The organism is Rhizobium sp. BK008 (assembly GCF_014197345.1).
GTDB classification, from domain to species: Bacteria; Pseudomonadota; Alphaproteobacteria; order Rhizobiales; family Rhizobiaceae; genus Rhizobium; species Rhizobium anhuiense.
This window is the reverse complement of record NZ_JACIFK010000001.1, coordinates 236,149-252,598: the sequence shown is the minus strand read 5'-3', so window position 1 is coordinate 252,598 and position 16,450 is coordinate 236,149. Positions and strand designations below refer to the sequence as shown.

Here is a 16,450-nt window from a genome sequence, read left to right as displayed (position 1 = left end):
GTGAACCCCTGGGATCTTGTGATCCCGTTCGAATCCTATAACAACCTCTGCTGTATAACTTGCGTGTAGGCTCGCGCGCGGAGACAGCGGATGATGTATCGATACGAGGATCTGGGCGACGATCAGTTCGAGGATTTGATTGTCATCCTCTGCCGCCATCTCCTAGGAGCGGGCGTCAGAGGATTCGCGAAGGGGCCCGACGGCGGACGGGACGCGAAGTTCATGGGCGTTGCCCAGCTCATTCCCAGCACCACCGGCCCATGGTCGGGCACTGTGATCGTCCAGGCGAAGCACACCAACGCCTACAACAAGTCCTTCCACGAGACCGACTTCTTCAACGGCAATTCCGAAACCACCGTGATAGGTAAGGAACTGCCCCGGATCAGGAAGCTACGGGATGCGGGCCAGTTGGATCACTATATGCTCTTTTCCAATCGGAAGCTGGGTGCGACAATCAATGAGAAGATTACCGACCACATAGCCGCCGAGACCGGGCTGCCGAAATCATCCATCCTCTTATGCGGGCTGGAACAGATTGAGCCGTGGCTGAAGCAGTTCGACGACGTGCCCAGACTCGCGAAGCTTGACCCGATCGAGTCACCATTGATTGTTTCGCCTGACGAGCTTGCAATGGTGGTCGCAGCGTTCAGCAGGCACGACGGCGCGCTGACGGAGGCGATCGAGATGCATCCGGTCGAACGTATGCCGTACGAGCGAAAAAACGAGATCAACAACATGTCGGTCGAGTACGCCAAGGCCCAGCGCAAATACTTCCTAAAGGACACGGCGCAGATTCGAAACTTTCTCGCGGCACCGGAGAACATGAAGATCCTTGAATCCTACGAGACCGCCGTGACAGAATTTCAATTGAAGATCATTGCCAACCGACAGGCTTTCCATAGCTTCGACAAGGTCATGGAATATCTGACCGATCTCCTTTTCGGACGCGATTCCGTCTTGCGAGGGAACAAGCGGCTGACGCGCGCGATGGTCTTCTACATGTATTGGAATTGCGATATCGGGCTGGAAGAGGACAATGCTGCGACCGTCTAAACACTCCAATCCGGATCGGACAGTCGTCAACGTCGCCCTTCTGCTGCTGAAGCGGCTGAAGGAGCGCCGACTGTGCGACTACGGTTCGCTGCTGGCGTATGCGCGCAGATCCGTCCCCGGCGGCGACGTGCTATTTCTTCCGTCGTTGAATTTCCTCTTTCTGATGGGTCTGGTCGAATATCATTCGAAAACAGATTCCTTCGAATACGTTGGCAAGCATGAAACTGTCTAAGCTCTACACGAACAGGCCGGAAATCTTCACGGCCATCGAATTCGATCAGGGCCTGAACGTCGTCCTGGCGGAAATTCGTCTACCTGAAAACCGTGACCGGGACACCCACAATCTCGGCAAGAGCACCGTCGGGCGCCTTCTGGACTTCGGCTTTCTCGCGAAGCGCGACGCCCGGTTCTTCCTGTTCAAGCATTTCGACAGGTTCTCGGATTTCGTCTTTTTCCTGGAGATCGAACTTGGTGACGGCAGCTACGTCACTGTCCGGCGAAGCGTCGCAGATGCCAGCCGCGTGGCGTTTAAGAAGCATTTTTTGCGACACCAGGACCTTTCCAGATCTCTCGAGCGGGAATGGGACCACTATGACGTTCCATTCGAGCGGGCGCGGGACTTGCTGGACAGCTATCTCGGCCTGCATTTTTTGAAGCCGTGGCATTACCGCAAGCTTCTTGGATATTTCCTGCGATCGCAGGAGGACTACGGCGACGTCTTCCAACTACGCCGCTTCGCAGGCGCCCACTCGGAATGGAAGCCCGCGCTGGCTCATATTCTCGGCTTCGACGGCGCTCTTGTCGAAGAGCAATACGCGAAGGAGGAGGAGCTCGAGAAGGAAGAGACCAAGGCGGCGACCATACGGCAGGAACTCGGCCCGGAGGCCTCCGACCTCGCCAAGATCGACGGCATGCTGCTCCTGAAGAAGAAAGAGGCGGAACGAAAGCAGGCCGAGGTCGACGCCTTCGATTTCCGTCGGCAAGACAAGGCCGACACCAAGGATCTGGCCGATAGCGTCGACGTGCAGATCGCGTCACTGAACGCGCGGCGTTATTCCCTCATGGCAAACCGCAAGAAGATCACCACCGCGTTGCAAGAGGATCAAATCCTCTTTGATCCGGAGGACGCCGCCGAACTCTTCTCCGAAACCGGTGTCCTGTTTGCAGGACAGATCAAAAAGGATTTCGAGCAGCTCATCGCCTTCAACAAGGCTATAACCGAGGAGCGCCGCGGCTATCTCGAGGAAGAGCGTCAGGAGATCGATGCGGATCTGCGATCGATCAATAGCGAGCTCAGCAGCCTGGGCAAACGCCGATCCGACGCTTTGGCATTTCTGAGCGAGACCGATCTGTTCGCGAAATATCGGAAGAATTCCAACGATCTCGTCACGCTTCGTGCGGACATCGCGAGCTTGGAGCGTCAACGCGACGCGCTGCATCGCCTTCAGGACCTCCGCTCGAAGGTGCGCGGGCTGAAGGAGGAGAATGCGCGGCTGGTCGGAGAGATCGAGACGAATGTCGAAGCGCAAAGCGCCGCCGACGACAGCCTTTTTTCGCGCATTCGACTCTACTTCAACGAGATCGTCGAGGAAGTGATCGACGCCAAGGCTCTATTGAGCGTGCGCGTCAATCAGGAAGGACACCTCGATTTCAGTGCCGAGCTTTTGAATGCCGCGGGCAATGCGACAAGCGCGGATCGCGGGTTCAGCTACAAGAAGCTCCTCTGCATCGCCTTCGATCTGGCGATCCTGCGGGCACATCTGTCCGAAGAGTTCCCCCGTTTCGCCTATCATGACGGCGTTTTCGAGTCGCTAGACGATCGGAAGAAGGAAAACCTCCTAGAGGTCATTCGGCGATACAACGCGCTCGGCCTTCAGTCGATCATCACCCTTATCGATTCCGATCTCCCAAAAACGTCGGACGGTGAAATGGTGTTCGACCCTGGGGAGGTCGTATGCATCCTGCACGACGAAGGCGACGACGGCCGTCTGTTCAGAATGCCGCCATGGTAGCGGAACTGCGATAGCCGTTTCGCCAAGGCACTGTTCAAAGATCATCTAAGGCGTTCCCGTCCTTTTTCCGCTTGCGGGCTTCGAATTCGAGGACGACGGCGCCTTCCCGAGCCAATTCGCGTCGATCCGGGCCGGCCACCACCTGAGGCGCGATCCATTCGACTTTGAAGGATCTGCCTTCGCGGCCGTCTTCTACCACGCGCCAGCGGCCCGGCTTCAACGTCACGCCATTCCAGTCGATGTTCCAGTCGACCTCGTCGCTTCCGCAGTCGTATATTTGTGTCCGGCTGGTGTCGTCGAGCGCCATGTTGTACGTGGTCAGGCTGCCCCATACGTCGGGCCGCGCGCGGTTCAGGTAGAGCATCGCATTCGTCGCGAGGCGACCCAGGTGCCAGAGGCTCGCCTCGGAAGCAAGCTCGCGGTCGCTGATGATCTGCAGTTTCGAATAGTCTCCCTGCGCGACGTCGAAGCCCTCCGGGATGATGAAGGAGAAGTTGCTGCCGAAATGCCGCTCCGAGGTCGAAGGCATCTGCTGTTCCGCGTCAGCCCAGTCGGGATAGTTGGTGACGAAGGTCAGCATCCATCCCCTCTCCTCGCCGTCCACGTGCGTGACATAGACGCCCTCGATGAGCGACGCCGGGTTCTCCCTGTCGTATTCGAGCGTATCGCCGAAGTGGACATAGAAGCCCTTCGTCATCTCGACATAGTCGAGGACGATATCGTTCGCCCAGGTCGCTTCAAGATGGGGTGCCAGCTTCGCCATGTCGTATACCACGCCGCCGTTCTGGATGTGATGGCCGCGGATCAGCTTCAGGTGGTTGACGTTCCGGCTGTCGCCCTGGCGCCGTTTCGTCTCGTCTTGACGGATGGCGGCCGTCGCCGCCTCTTCTCCGAGACGCTCGCGCAGATTGGCCAACTGCTTCTTCCTGAGGCCGGGATACATGTCCAGCCTGAACGGGTGGTACCATATGTTCAGGCCGTCGACCTCGTACCCCTTGTCCGTCTTCTCCATTCCGTCCGCCTTCTTTCCGTCGCTCGCCCGAATCCGATCCGTCGGCACCTTCCGACGCCCCCGGAAGGGCGTCAAGGCGCCCATCGCGTGAGGTCGCCTTGTAAAAAACAACCTGGCCGAGCCCTTGACGCCTCGAACGGATCGTGAACATATGACCGCGCCGAACGACGGCGACCGGTCCATGATGGAGACGGACATGACAGCGATGAGACGAATACGCCGCATCTGACGGCCGTCCTCCCGAACCGTCGGGCATGGTCGGGCCGCATCGAATCCATTGCCAATTCACTCCCTGCTTCTCGTCGACGTTGTCGCGAGTCCTTGGCCGCGTGTACTTCGGGGACCCGATTTCCCTCCGTGCACGTGCGTCGCGTTCTTCTTTGGCACAGGATTCGACACCCCAAAATCTTCTGGAAGATGCTTGCACCGACACCTGCTAGGCGCGGGTTTGACTTTGTGTCCTTGGACGTCGGGTCGGAAAAAGCATAGTAGGATCAAAGGATTCGCCTGCATCGCAGTGACTTTGGGCCGCCGCGCCGTCGCTTGGCAATTCGATCTTTCTATGTTTCGCTTCCTCTCGTCCTGAGGCGGTCGCCGGGGCAAGCAGACAGAGCGGAACAGAAGCCAGCGTGCCCCGAGAAAGAGCGGTGCGCGAACGGGAAAGGTATGTCCATGGCTGAAGCATATGAAGCACGCATTCGTAAAATGACGGTGGGATCCGTCGAGCAGCACTTTCTCGCGCTGGCGAGAAGGGCCCTCGCCGTCCTGACGTACGGCGAGGATTACACGATCGAAATGATGCCGGACCGCACGTTGGCTGTTCAATGGCACGAGGACGTCGCCTGGATGCACCGGCGGGGCCTTCATCGGCTTCTCCGGTCGCCCACCCAAGGGACGAACCCGCATTTGACCGGGCAGCTCGATCGCGAAGCAGTCGCCCGGTTGGCGAGACGTCCGTGATGTCGGCGCTCCCCTCCACCGGCGCGTTGAGCCTCATATGAACCGCCGCTGACGGTCTCGTCCGTCCGCGCCAGAACTCGACTTCCTCAACTTAATCGAAAAACACGTGCTGCCGGCAGGCCGGAGCGCGAACAGGAAAGCTATGTCCATGAAAGACCAATTTAAAGCATCCACGTCGTTACTCACACGCAACTTCGACCAGATCCGCGAGGCTGCCAATGTCCGCGTAGCTCGTCACGACGGCCCGACGCCGTCCGAACTTTGGGACGACCTCCATGACCTCGGGCAGGTCGACGTTATGGTCATGTACGAGGATGGCAGCATTGGCAGGCCTCTCGTCAACCTCCGCACCGGGCGGGTGGTTCGTAACAAGGCGGAGGGGCGTCGATGAGAACGTCGCTCAGGACCCGCAGCACCGCGCCTGCCCGGCCGACGCCGCCAACGCCCCAGTTCCTTGATCATGACCTGGCGAAGCGAATGGAGAACGAGGCCTTCTGGCGCGGCGTCTTCCTCAGCAACGAGCCGAAGAAGGAGATCAAGCCGGGTACCCGCTATGTAACCCTGCCCGGATGGTTTCCCACGAGGAAGAACCCGCGCGGTCTGGTCCGGACGTCGTCGCCCCTGACCCGCGACCTGATGTTCCATCTGGACACCGATCCCGAAATCGTCTCGATCGCCGACTTTCCAATCGAGACGACCTACAGGTCGAAGACGTCGTCCGGCTTCAAGATGCGGGAGCACATTCCGGAAGTCGGAATCCTTCGCCGCGACGGCGCCGTGTTCGTCGTCGACGTCATGCCTGTGCACGTTCAACCCACGATCCCGTTCGTCCGGCAGCGGACCAGCGAGCTCAAGTCGGCCTACTTCGACCAGGGGGCGACGTATCTCCTGCTGGACGAGACGTCGCTTCATCTCGAGCCGCTTTTGGGAAACCTGAAGCGGATGTGGAAGCACAAACGGAACGACCACGAACTGGCGGAGATGAGCGCCATTCGTCGCTGGATCCTCGACACCCGGTTCCCGACCACCATCGGCGCGCTGATGCGGGAAGCTCCCATCAATGCGGTCTTCGCACACTGGAGCGACGAGCCGCAGGAAGCCGCCCGCCACGTCACTGAAAACAATCCGGTCTTCTCGGCCGTGATGCAGCTCGCGATCGCGGGACAGCTCGAGGTCGATCTCGACGCACGCTTCTCGCCATCGACCATCGTAACCCGAAAGGAGAAGTCAAATGTCCGACTCTGAGATCATCTGGCGCAAGATCAAGAAGCACCACGAACTCGAACTGCCCGAGGAGCGCGGTCATACGCATCCGACGCAGGGCCGTCACTTCGAGAACAGGTCGCAGTGGATCCTGCTGAACCCGACGCTGACCAAGTACGGCATCTTCCTCTACACGGGCGTCTTCCAACCGACTGCGGACACACCGCGCAAATACCAGTTCCTACACGTCGACACAAACGACCTGGTGATGCTGTCCGTCGGGCAGATCAACGAGCTGCAGCGACATGGCCGCATTCGGCCCGTCGTCGGATCGCCGGATGGAGCGAAGAGCCTGCCGGGTGCGAGCTTTCTCGTCACCGGAAAAAGAAGGGACGCGGCGCTTCGCAGGATGGAATACGCCGACGCCATGGAGAAGGCTGCGGAGGAGCTCGGGGTCTGGAGGCTGACCGACGAACAGAAAAAGACGGTGATCGAAGAGACGGCGGCCCGGATCAACGACCCTGACCCACCGAAGCGATCACAGTGGTACACGCTCATGAAGATGAGCCGGACCGGCAACCAGTTCGATCCTCTCCTCCGGTTCGTCGACAATAACGACGCCAAGGGGAACCGCACCGCGCGGTACGGGAGCGCCGTCACCAAGCTCATCGAAGACGCCGCGCAGTGGGCGGTATCGAACAGCGGCGACTGGGAGAGCACCAGAGGCATCATGACGCGCCTGGTGAAACCCGGAGGCGAGTATCATCACCTCAGAGAACTGGTCGTCGACGAAGACGGCGTCTGCAAAATTCCCGATCGCAAGATCCAGCGCGTCCTCAACAAGATGAACGACTTCGTACGGGACTTCCTCACCTATGGACCGGACTATGCCGAACGGCGGCACATGCGGGCAATTCGGCAGGCCAGGCCCGAGACGATCCTGGAGGTGGTCGACATCGACCACACCACGCTCGACGTCGTGGTCTTCGACGACGAGCATCCGATCGCCTTCGGCCGGCCGGACCTCCTGACGTTCCGCGAGCGTAAAAGCGGCATCGTGATCGGATATTCGATGTCCTTCAACGCGCCGTCGTTCGCAACCTTTCTGGATGGACTGAAGCACGCGATCTTCGAGAAGGATCCGGACCTGATGAACGGGGTGGCCTTTCCGTGGTTCGGGCAACCCATCGCGCTTGGTGCGGACAACGCCAAGCACCTTGCCGGCCTCAATATCAAGGCGGCCGCACGCGAGTTTGGGTTCGCCACCGTTGCCTACCGCCCGGCCCGCGGCTGGGAGAAGGGCGCCACGGAACATCTCTACGGAATCCTTGGCATGAAGGTCGTCCATCGGATGCCAGGTTCGACCGAAATGGGGCCGGACGAGCGCAAGAAGTACGACGAGGATCGTCAGAAGGCGATGCCGGTCCTGTCGCTCGGCGAACTGAAGGGCTTCCTCGACTACTACTTCGCATACATCCACCACTACAAGCCAACAGAAGGTCTGAACGAGCTGGCCACGCTGAAGGGAATTCCGGCCGAGATCTGGGAGGACGGCATCAAGGACGCGCCGGAGCCGCCGCTGATCGACCCGGACATCTTCGTGCGGCTGGCGGGCGAGGAGACCACCAGCGTGATCTCGTCGAAAGGCTTCCGCTGGGACTACCTCCACTACGACTGCCCGGAGTTCACGGTTTTCGCCACTCAGGCCAGCCATTCCGGACGGAAGTACGAAGCCCGGCGCGATCCAAGCGACCTGGGGTCGATCCAGGTCAAGAACCCATACTCGAAGAAGGAGCAGTGGATCCGCGTGCCGGTCGTCGACGCCGAGGCCGACTATGCGACCGGCCTGAAGCTCTACGTCCACAAGGCCGTCGTAAAATACATGCGCGAGCAGGCCAAGGAGGCTGACCGGGACCTTCAGCTCCTGGAGGCCAAAGAGGAGCTGCAGGCATCCCTTGTGGAACTGCACGATCGGCGCAAGAAGCACAAGACGGCGACCAAGCTCGCACAGTTCTACGCCAGCAACGTCCGCAAGTTCGAACGCAGCCGGCGGGTCAGCATGGGCCGCGTGGAATATTCCGGAGGCCGCCTCGAACTGGCCGCCGTACCGGAACGCGCAGCGCCAACGAAGCTCAGCCGGCGCGCCGTCGGCGTGATGCCCGCACGGGCCGACGACGACGACGACGGCGATTATCCGGCTGCCGTACCGAAAGCCACCGCAACGGCGGTGCGCAGGTCGGCCATTCGCGATCCTATTCCCGCCGAGCCCCGCCACAAGCACGAAGACGGCGCACCGGACGACATCGCCGACTGGGACGTCTGATTTCTACCCACCAACGAAGGGATAACATGATGAACATTTCCGTAAGCGCGCCAAGAAAGGGCGTCGCCGATACCATCGCCGCGGCTGCATCCACCAGGTTCCATACAGAGGCGTTTGAAACCCAGGAACAACGCGACGCAGCTAGCAAGCTGCCCAAAACAGACCGCCAACGGATGGTCGAAAACCTCCTGGTCAAGTACGCGGTCTTTAACACTGGCCTCCAGATCATCAAAAGCAATCATATGCCGGTGAATGGCGGGCAACATGCCAAAGGCACCGTGGGGGCAATGCTCGGGGCTAGCAGAACCGGCAAATCGTCAGTCTGCGAATACTACGCAGCCGCCTATCCGCCGACCCTGGACGACGAGGGCGAACTCTTCCCCGTCGTTCATCTGCAGGCCAGCGTTCAGATGATGCCCACCGAGTTCGCCAAGAAGATCAACGAACTGACTGTCAACCGACACCCCGCCCGCGGAGGCGTCGGCACCTTTGTCGACGACGCGCTTCTGCAGTTGCTGCGCGTGAAGACGCAGCTCCTGATCATCGACGACGCTCAGGACCTGTTCTTCGGACGCACCGAGCTCTCTGCGGCTAGCATGTACAAACTCGTCAAGACGATCCTCGATTTCAAAACGCTGGCGGTACTCCTGGTGGGAGACAGCAAGATCGACGATTTCGTCAACGGCATCGACGCTTTCGCAAACAGGGGATACAATTCCGTCCCCCTCGCACCGCTTTCCGGCGGCAAGGACGACATGAAGCGTTTCGCGGGGCTTCTGCGCAGCATCGACAAACGTCTCCCCTTTCAAAATCTCAGCGGTCTCGATGATCCGACCATCGTCGAGGATCTCTTCCGCTACAGCGAGGGGATGGTCGGCCGTGTCATGAACCTCATTCGGCCCGCTGCCTTCATCGCCTTCAACGCAGGAACGTCGCACATCCTGATAGAGCACCTTCGCGAAGCAGTCTCGACCCGCATGCGCAAGGGCGACACCTTCAAGTATTTCGGGTTCGGAAGCGATGCTGCATAACTGGTTTCGTATCGAGCGCGCCTTCTCCAGATGGCGCGCCCGTCCATGCTTCGCCGAGCCGGCGAACTCCTATATCGCCAGGCTCGTCGATGACAACGGCTACGGACGGCCCGACGCCTACGCGGTCAAGGCCAAGCTTGTGGGTAGCGGGGATCCAATGGCCAGGATGCTCGAAGCCGTCCTGCGGCTCCCATTGAAGGAAGAGGAGAAGGAGAGCTTGATCCGTTGGACACCCATCACAACGGATGGCCAATTCGTCCTCTCCGGAGAGCGGCTATCGAAAAGCAGGCTCTTCAGACAAGGCAAGTATTGTGCAACGTGTCTCGACGAAGCTCCCTATCATCGTGCGTGGTGGGATATCGCCGCATTCAACGTCTGCCCGATGCATGGCGGTCCACTCGCGCGGCCGGAAATGGGCTTTTGGGAGGAGCGCCGATGGCCGTTCTACGGACAGGTCAGGGCATTTTGCGAACCTCCCGTTATTGCGTGCGAGGAAAAAGACACGCTCGAGGCCTATGTCCTGCAACGCCTCGGTGCCGCAAGCGCTTCACGGAAGCGGCCATTGCTCGATGACCAGCCATTGAACATGGCGCTGAGGTACGCCGTTGCAGTAGGACGGTTCCTCTCAAACCCATACAGCGCTTCAAAACCACCAACGTCGAACAGCGATGCCGCTGTAGGATTCGAGGCGCTCGGCAGGACGTTGAATCATCTGGAGAGAAGAGTTGCCGGATGGATTGCAGAGCACGTTCCCCCAGACGTCCGAAGCCGCGGGACTCGCGACTCGTTAGGATATGGGAACTTTGTACTCCGGGAAGCAAATGGCAGTGATGCCCTGCGGGAAAGGATCTATGCAGCACAGCTCAAGGCTTTGAGCCGTTTTGGTGGATTGGCGCGGCCTCTTTTGCGAAAGGCGGAAAGTGTCACCGAGCCGCGGCAGGATTCGAACGCGGCTGCGGTGGGAGAGGATCATCCTCTCTCCGGGCAGATTTGCGCGCCACCGATCGACTGCGGCTACGATCTTAGCAATTCTGCGGTTAAGAGGCGTCTTGGTCTGACGACCGATGGATTGAAACGGCTTCTGCGCCGGGTCGACGGCACGTGGACAAAGGCCGCCAACGGCGTCGTCCAGATTCAACGATCGACGTCCGATCGAATCGCCCATGAAATTGACGGGGCAGCTACCCTGCCTGAGGTCTGCAAACTGGTCGGACTTGGAGAGAAGGAGCTCGACCAACTCCTGTATGCAATGACCAAGGAGGGATGGACTGGCTGCGTCAGTCTCGTTCGTGGTGGCCGGGCGATGCGCCACGTGCTTCGTCAGGAAGTCGATTTGATGGTGCGAAAGCTCAGCGAGTTCCCCGCCTGCCCCACCGACGTCGAAACGGTCAGTCTCGTCAGGCAGGCACGATGGAACAATATAAAGGTCGGAACGGTAATCTCGAGGGTCTTATCAGGAGAGCTCGAATGCTTTCGGTCGGAGCAAGGCGGCTTTGGCACCCTTCGGTTCGTTCGAATGTCGGGAATGGGCCACATTACGTGGGGAGGCAAACCCGCTACCTCCGGGCGCCGTCATCTTGGAAGCGAGTTCATGCTCGCAGCAGAATTCACAGCAATGACGGGTATCGGGTCGAAGGGTATCGCTTACCTGGCGAGCACAGGCATCCTTCGGCGCAACGGAGCGATCTGCCGTGAAGACGCGCTTGAGTTTCACCGGGCATTCGTCAATGTCGTAGCCGCGGTCAAGTCCGACGGCGAAATGCCGTTGACCGTAGCCAAGCGAGCGCGGGAGAGCGGGCTGGCCATCCAATTTCCTTACGACGACGTCGTCGCACTTGTAGCGCGCAGGTCCGAGTTCGAAGCGGCATTCGGAATTCGAACAAACCTCCTACAGTCCGAGATCGACCTTTGGGAGGAATTCCGGGTTGCGGCGGCGGAAAACTGCTCTTCGTTCATAGTACCGGAACTGAAATCCGACGGCAGATCGATCATCAGGACGACCACCCGGAAGTGTGCCTTCAATGTGGAGATTGAGGACGGCAACGTTGTCTTTACCGTTCGGTTCGCCAAGGCGGAATGGTCGCGAAGTTGGAAAGTCTTCTTAGCTAGACGAAAACAAATCGAGGCGGCGCTTTCGTCGTTCGAATGGGAAACAGACAGACATAGCGCCGTCGCACGAGCTTCTGCGACGACGCCTTCGGACCTGCAGGCGATCACGAAAGAGTTGGGGCGGTTCGAGGTATTCTTCCGCCACAAGATGCGCTGATCCACCGAACCCACGAGAGAGGCGCGCGATCAGAAATGGCCCCGCGCCTCGGTATTGTACACTATGATCGCTCACGTTAGAATCTTACGACGATCTGGTGTCAGAGTGCTCGTTTTCCCAGTCCGCGTTTATGGTGTCTGGGCCTCCTAGAATCCACGCTTATGAATTTCCAATGCGGACTTATGAGATTTTACAAGTCGCTTTTTTAAGGGAAAGCAATGGTTCAGAATCCGTACTTATGTGGCGGTGCAGATGAAGACTGCCCCATAGCCATAAGCTGCGCCCCCTTAGCCTTTTCACCTGGTCGAGGGTCCATGGCCGACGAGGAGACAGCTCGGCCCTCCACTTCAACAAGCGGGCACGCGCGCCTCGGACGCGAGAGCATGGATGTAGGCCCTGCGCAATCCTTCCTGCGCCTGTTTTTTTGTAAGCGCGTTGACCCTCGAAGCGTCCGCCACAACCCTGACGTAGAGGCACAATGCAACTCAATTGATGGTGTCACCTCGGCTGCTGACATCGACGAATTATTGCGAGTGAGTCGGACTTCGGTCCGATGGTAGACAGCAATCTCTCTGCTAATTTCCGTTCCGCTGAGACTGCAAAACTCAGCACGAAAAGGGTGTCTGCCCCTGATCCGGAGCACCCTTTTCAAACTCGTTTTCGGGAATCCCCCTTAACCCTCGGCACCGACGGTTCGCGGGCGGCCAACCTCCCGATTGATCATGGGCATAGGTACTCTGTCGGAGCATCCTGCGTGCGATGGTGTTGCCAGTTCCAACACATCTTAAGCGGGCCGTCGTCAAAGTCGAAGTCTGTGATTTCCTTCCACGGCAATAGCTTATCTATGGCAGTGAGTGTGGCGGTGAGATAGGTCTGCGGATCGACGGCATTGAGTTTGCCGGTCTCGATGAGCGAAGCGATGGTCGCCAGTTCTCGTGCCTTGCCCTCGTCTGCAAATCGAACGTAGAACGGGTCGCGCGCGTGAGCACACGTCCTCGCAACATCAGTCCGGGTTTGGTATCGGCTTACCCTCATAGCGCACGCGAAAATTCCTCCTGTGAAAATCCTGCTCGAAGCAGACGAAGACGAGTTCCAGGTCGTTGGCGCTGTCACGCTTCCCGAGGAGGCTGAGCGTGACAACGATAACGCCGCTGTATCCGCGCGTCAGGCGGAAAGCCGCGTTACGGATGTCAGTCCCTTCTGGATCCTTCCGGTCTTCGCGGCGCTCATAAATGACCCAGAAGCAGGCAGCATCCCAAGTCTGCCGCAGGATTTGGCTGACTTCTGCCTTGAACTCTTCGGCATGCATTGCCGGACCCCAAGACAATGCCGTCTCGCCCGCATCGCTAACGACATTGAGATAACCGTCATATTGGTAAACACCTGACAGTGACCGTTCGATCATCTCGAATGCGGTGTTTTCGCTGATTGTTGTTTTGAAGAGAATTGCCATGGAATCGATGCGTGCCACTGTCGATATGTCGATGAGACGACGAGACTACTGGGTGTCGCTTGGGCGAGCAACGGAGACTTGGTCATCACGGTAATCGTAGCGAACGGTTGAAACGCGACCTCGTTTTCTTCAGACCTCGCCAGAATGTGAACTATTCGTAACTTGAAACACAACAGGCAAAGCGCTTTATCCGAGCGATGACTCCGAAGCACTTCATCTCGGCAATGAGCATCGCGGCCTTGGCGGCGTGCTCTCATATCGAGCCGCTTGAGACTCCCCTCGCCCAGTCAGCAATCCAGCACCAGACGCCTTTGACCGATCAAGCGGTGATCGCAGATACAGTCGGTCGCGGTGCTGTCGGTGCGACTGCGCTTGCTTGGGCCAACCCATCGACGGGCAGCGCGGGCGTTATCGAACAGATCGATGCCAGTAACGATGGGCCGGACGGATGTCGCGGTTTTGTAACCAGTCGGCAATCGCTCGACGGCATGACGCGCTTCAACGGCGTAGCCTGTCCGTCTGGGGACAGTTGGAAACTGGGCCGCCAATAGGGTAGCGCTCGACGTCCGGTCTCGCGCCAACGGCATCTTCGCCGTGCTCTCTTCGAATAACGATCAATCGCAAGGACGCCCCCCATGCGCCGGGGAGGCTACTAGCCTAAATCACACGGGAGGACGATCGCTGTTGCTTTACCGCGACGGCTTCAAGGTCACTATGGTCCCGCTGTCGACAATGATCCAGAAACTCCGGACCAAATCTGCCGCTTCGCGACGGGTTGCCGAAATATTCGCTTGGGAAAATGTGACGATGCCTTTTGCCACGATATCCAGCCGGACGATTGCATCGTGTTCGGTACCACTTCGAGGGATGCCAGCTTGCTGGCGCAGATCGCGCACCGTGATCATCGCACGAGGCAACAAGCTCTCGATTTCGCCCGCGGTCGGCGGTCAACTTCATTTGCCGTACAAGTTCTGCGACGAACCCCGGGATGCTGCTCGTCTCCGCAGTTATCGTCATCACCCCTCGAATTCAGCGCCGGGCAGCCAACCGCGCGTATAGCCCTTGCTGATGCATGCCTGGGCCATTGCAAGCTGTTCGCACAGCCGTTCCCGATCCTTGAGCAGAGCATCGATGGTTGCGCGCGGATCCCCTCCGTGCCAGGCCATAGCTGCGTCGACGGGGTTGGATTCCGGTGTCGTATGACGTTCAGCAAGCATGTCAGATCCTCGTCATTTCAGGGAGAGCATGCTCGGAGATAATGTTGCGGTAGCGAACTGCGTCATGCAGCGGAGCGCGGATGCGCGAGCATCGAAAAGCTAGACACCAGAACGAGTCGTAGCAAGGATTCGTTGTCACTACGGTCACATTGCGCCAACGTCATCCCGCTTTTGTGTTTGGGGAGTCGCGAGGGGAACCATGGACGGCGAAAAGCAATCGGAGCCGCCGCCGCGTGTCGCCCGTCTGGTGCTCGTTACGCCAGAGGGTGCCGTGATCGGCCGACTGGCACTGGTCCCGGTTGATCTTCCTTGGTGGCAGGATGCGCAGTCGGTAGTCCTAGCCGTCCGCGAATACTATGGGATCGATGTCACGATCCTGCGGCTGCTGGAGGCAGTTCGCGACCGACCGCACGGTGGGGAGGTCACGTATCTGGCCGAGGTCGCACAGTCCGTTCCGACCGAGGTCTGGGCAGGGCGACTCGAGCCCCACCCGCTGCGCCAAAGCTACGCTGAACCCGGCGGGCCTGCCGCCGATCTCGCTTGGGCGACGCGCATACTAGCCGGGCATGGCTTGGCGCCCGCCGGGATGCCTGTCCAGATCCGAAGCTGGAATCTATCCAGCATCTGGCGCATTCCTGTCGCCCGCCAAACTGTATGGCTAAAAGTCGTGCCGCCATTCTTCGCGCACGAGCCGCGCGTCATCACAGCATTGGCCGGCCGTCCCGTTCCGGAACTGCTTGGCCACGACGGCGGACGCATGCTGCTCGCAGAAATCGCGGGCGAGGACATGTACGAGGCGCCGTTGCCGCGACTGCTCGAGATGGTGACCCTACTGGTTGAGCTGCAGTCATCGTGGACCGGCCGCGTTGATCAATTGCGCTCCATGGGACTGCCGGACTGGGGCGGTCCGGCTTTGATCGCTGCGATCGGCGATGTGACGGAGCGTGCAAGCGAGGAGCTGCCTCGGAACGAGCTTACGCTGCTCCAGCGTTTCGTCAGCGGTCTCGCCGACCGCTTTGCCGCGCTCGAGTCCTGCGGATTGCCTGATACGCTGGTCCACGGCGATCTTCATCCCGGCAACTTTCGCGGAACAGAACGAACCCTTACTCTACTTGATTGGGGCGACAGCGGGATCGGCCATCCGATGCTAGACCAGCCGGCATTTCTCGACCGCGTCGCATCCGAGTACGTGGAGACGATCAAGGAGCACTGGGCTCGCGCATGGCTGGCCCGGCTGCCCGGCTGCGAGCCCGCTCGTGCGGCCGGCCTCCTCGCGCCCATTGCCGCGGCCAGGCAGGCCGTGATCTATCGGCGGTTCCTGGACAACATCGAGCCGTCGGAACAGGTCTATCACCGCCACGATCCCGCCGACTGGCTAAGGCGGACGGCGGCATTGCTGAGGGCGGGGAGTTAGAGAGCATATCCGGGTTTGGATCGGGTGATCCACGCCCGGAAGCCGAACGCCCGATGCCGCTGCGGGAAGCGACCTTTGGCTGAAAGACTGCTGGCCGAGCACGGCCTGAAGTCGACAAGAAACTGCTAAAGAATGGCTTCGCCAGGACGTGGAGCCCGAAGTGGCGGAACGAATTGTGCGACTGATTAAAAAAATCTGTCGGCACGGAACAATTTGCTCCGTTGATCGTAATACCTTCGGGCCGTGCGGAGATTTGTTATACAACAGCCACACGACATTTAGCTGTTCGGCCCACCTCAACCTTAGCCCCGCTCAGAAGCGGGGTCCTTTTTTTGGCATTAGCAGGTCCCTTGACGTCGACAATACTATTACCGCGCAGAATTACACCGGAACTGTTGTCATACAAAAGTGTTACTTGGCTCGGAGCGGATCGCGCAGAGGAGTCTCCTGTCTCCAGCAGCACACCCCTTGCAATCTTCGCGATCCGCCCTCTCCTGCCGGTTCGG

Annotated in this window: 15 protein-coding genes and 1 pseudogene; 11 read left to right on the top strand and 5 right to left on the bottom strand. The window is 59.4% G+C overall.

All coding sequences use genetic code 11. The features are described 5' to 3' along the window. Positions 1-90 precede the first annotated feature (90 nt). The 3 genes from FHT69_RS01170 to FHT69_RS01160 are packed head-to-tail and all read left to right on the top strand — an operon-like array spanning position 91 to position 3,065. A complete protein-coding gene (locus tag FHT69_RS01170; protein WP_131720830.1) occupies positions 91-1,053 on the top strand; it encodes an ABC-three component system protein in 963 nt (320 codons plus the stop codon). Then, entirely contained in the window at positions 1,037-1,285 is a 249-nt protein-coding gene (locus FHT69_RS01165; protein ID WP_183904781.1) for an ABC-three component system middle component 8, read from the top strand. The genes FHT69_RS01170 and FHT69_RS01165 overlap by 17 nt, the downstream gene beginning before the upstream one ends. Beyond that, positions 1,272-3,065: a DUF2326 domain-containing protein gene (locus FHT69_RS01160; protein ID WP_183904780.1), complete on the top strand. Its 1,794-nt coding sequence runs from the start codon at positions 1,272-1,274 to the stop codon at positions 3,063-3,065. The genes FHT69_RS01165 and FHT69_RS01160 overlap by 14 nt, the downstream gene beginning before the upstream one ends. 34 nt (positions 3,066-3,099) lie before the next feature. Here the strand turns inward: FHT69_RS01160 and FHT69_RS01155 are convergent, their stop codons facing one another. Further along, positions 3,100-4,077, bottom strand: a complete 978-nt coding sequence (locus tag FHT69_RS01155; RefSeq protein WP_183904779.1) for a hypothetical protein — start codon at positions 4,075-4,077, stop codon at positions 3,100-3,102. Between the two features lie 672 nt (positions 4,078-4,749). Between FHT69_RS01155 and FHT69_RS01150 the strand changes: the two genes are divergently transcribed. The 6 genes from FHT69_RS01150 (at position 4,750) to FHT69_RS01125 (ending at position 11,860) form a co-directional block, all read left to right on the top strand. After that, on the top strand, positions 4,750-5,037 hold the full coding sequence (locus tag FHT69_RS01150) for a hypothetical protein (RefSeq protein WP_183904778.1): 288 nt from the start codon (positions 4,750-4,752) through the stop codon (positions 5,035-5,037). A 148-nt stretch (positions 5,038-5,185) separates the two neighbouring features. Beyond that, positions 5,186-5,428, top strand: a complete 243-nt coding sequence (locus FHT69_RS01145) for a hypothetical protein (protein ID WP_183904777.1) — start codon at positions 5,186-5,188, stop codon at positions 5,426-5,428. Continuing rightward, positions 5,425-6,282, top strand: coding sequence for a hypothetical protein (locus FHT69_RS01140; protein ID WP_183904776.1), 858 nt, complete (start codon positions 5,425-5,427; stop codon positions 6,280-6,282). Before FHT69_RS01145 ends, FHT69_RS01140 begins: the two co-directional genes overlap by 4 nt. Beyond that, positions 6,269-8,563: a hypothetical protein gene (locus FHT69_RS01135; RefSeq protein ID WP_183904775.1), complete on the top strand. Its 2,295-nt coding sequence runs from the start codon at positions 6,269-6,271 to the stop codon at positions 8,561-8,563. Before FHT69_RS01140 ends, FHT69_RS01135 begins: the two co-directional genes overlap by 14 nt. A 29-nt stretch (positions 8,564-8,592) precedes the next feature. Continuing rightward, positions 8,593-9,594 (top strand): TniB family NTP-binding protein, encoded by a 1,002-nt coding sequence (locus tag FHT69_RS01130; protein WP_183904774.1) that lies wholly within the window; start codon positions 8,593-8,595, stop codon positions 9,592-9,594. Next, positions 9,584-11,860: a TniQ family protein gene (locus FHT69_RS01125; RefSeq protein WP_183904773.1), complete on the top strand. Its 2,277-nt coding sequence runs from the start codon at positions 9,584-9,586 to the stop codon at positions 11,858-11,860. Before FHT69_RS01130 ends, FHT69_RS01125 begins: the two co-directional genes overlap by 11 nt. Positions 11,861-12,685: 825 nt before the next feature. Here the strand turns inward: FHT69_RS01125 and FHT69_RS34750 are convergent. Both FHT69_RS34750 and FHT69_RS01115 read right to left on the bottom strand, forming a co-directional pair. Further along, a pseudogene (locus FHT69_RS34750) lies at positions 12,686-12,799 on the bottom strand (transposase domain-containing protein); the annotation flags it as partial. A gap of 64 nt (positions 12,800-12,863) precedes the next feature. Further along, positions 12,864-13,313 carry a hypothetical protein gene (locus FHT69_RS01115; RefSeq protein WP_063474690.1) on the bottom strand — a complete coding sequence of 150 codons (450 nt, stop codon included), beginning with the start codon at positions 13,311-13,313 and terminating at the stop codon, positions 12,864-12,866. A 197-nt stretch (positions 13,314-13,510) separates the two neighbouring features. On the opposite strand from FHT69_RS01115, the gene FHT69_RS01110 reads away from it, so the two are divergent. Further along, positions 13,511-13,864, top strand: coding sequence for an RT0821/Lpp0805 family surface protein (locus FHT69_RS01110; RefSeq protein WP_063474452.1), 354 nt, complete (start codon positions 13,511-13,513; stop codon positions 13,862-13,864). Between the two features lie 138 nt (positions 13,865-14,002). Here the strand turns inward: FHT69_RS01110 and FHT69_RS01105 are convergent, their stop codons facing one another. Together FHT69_RS01105 and FHT69_RS01100 are read right to left on the bottom strand one after the other, a co-directional pair. Continuing rightward, positions 14,003-14,230, bottom strand: coding sequence for a hypothetical protein (locus FHT69_RS01105; RefSeq protein ID WP_143541105.1), 228 nt, complete (start codon positions 14,228-14,230; stop codon positions 14,003-14,005). Positions 14,231-14,329: 99 nt separating this feature from the next. After that, entirely contained in the window at positions 14,330-14,530 is a 201-nt protein-coding gene (locus FHT69_RS01100; protein WP_063474450.1) for a hypothetical protein, read from the bottom strand. 199 nt (positions 14,531-14,729) lie between these two features. Here FHT69_RS01100 and FHT69_RS01095 point away from each other — a divergent pair, with 199 nt between their 5' ends. Beyond that, complete coding sequence (locus tag FHT69_RS01095) at positions 14,730-15,944, top strand: phosphotransferase family protein (protein WP_063474449.1); 1,215 nt, start codon at positions 14,730-14,732, stop codon at positions 15,942-15,944. Positions 15,945-16,450 lie beyond the last annotated feature (506 nt).

Coding starts and splice junctions, on each gene's coding strand:
- FHT69_RS01150 (WP_183904778.1), top strand. CDS start 4,750: ATGGCTGAAGCATATGAAGCACGCATTCGTAAAATGACGGTGGGATCC.
- FHT69_RS01160 (WP_183904780.1), top strand. CDS start 1,272: ATGAAACTGTCTAAGCTCTACACGAACAGGCCGGAAATCTTCACGGCC.
- FHT69_RS01110 (WP_063474452.1), top strand. CDS start 13,511: ATGACTCCGAAGCACTTCATCTCGGCAATGAGCATCGCGGCCTTGGCG.
- FHT69_RS01125 (WP_183904773.1), top strand. CDS start 9,584: ATGCTGCATAACTGGTTTCGTATCGAGCGCGCCTTCTCCAGATGGCGC.
- FHT69_RS01115 (WP_063474690.1), bottom strand. CDS start 13,313: ATGGCAATTCTCTTCAAAACAACAATCAGCGAAAACACCGCATTCGAG.
- FHT69_RS01135 (WP_183904775.1), top strand. CDS start 6,269: ATGTCCGACTCTGAGATCATCTGGCGCAAGATCAAGAAGCACCACGAA.
- FHT69_RS01095 (WP_063474449.1), top strand. CDS start 14,730: ATGGACGGCGAAAAGCAATCGGAGCCGCCGCCGCGTGTCGCCCGTCTG.
- FHT69_RS01165 (WP_183904781.1), top strand. CDS start 1,037: ATGCTGCGACCGTCTAAACACTCCAATCCGGATCGGACAGTCGTCAAC.
- FHT69_RS01155 (WP_183904779.1), bottom strand. CDS start 4,077: ATGGAGAAGACGGACAAGGGGTACGAGGTCGACGGCCTGAACATATGG.
- FHT69_RS01145 (WP_183904777.1), top strand. CDS start 5,186: ATGAAAGACCAATTTAAAGCATCCACGTCGTTACTCACACGCAACTTC.
- FHT69_RS01130 (WP_183904774.1), top strand. CDS start 8,593: ATGAACATTTCCGTAAGCGCGCCAAGAAAGGGCGTCGCCGATACCATC.
- FHT69_RS01170 (WP_131720830.1), top strand. CDS start 91: ATGATGTATCGATACGAGGATCTGGGCGACGATCAGTTCGAGGATTTG.
- FHT69_RS01100 (WP_063474450.1), bottom strand. CDS start 14,530: ATGCTTGCTGAACGTCATACGACACCGGAATCCAACCCCGTCGACGCA.
- FHT69_RS01140 (WP_183904776.1), top strand. CDS start 5,425: ATGAGAACGTCGCTCAGGACCCGCAGCACCGCGCCTGCCCGGCCGACG.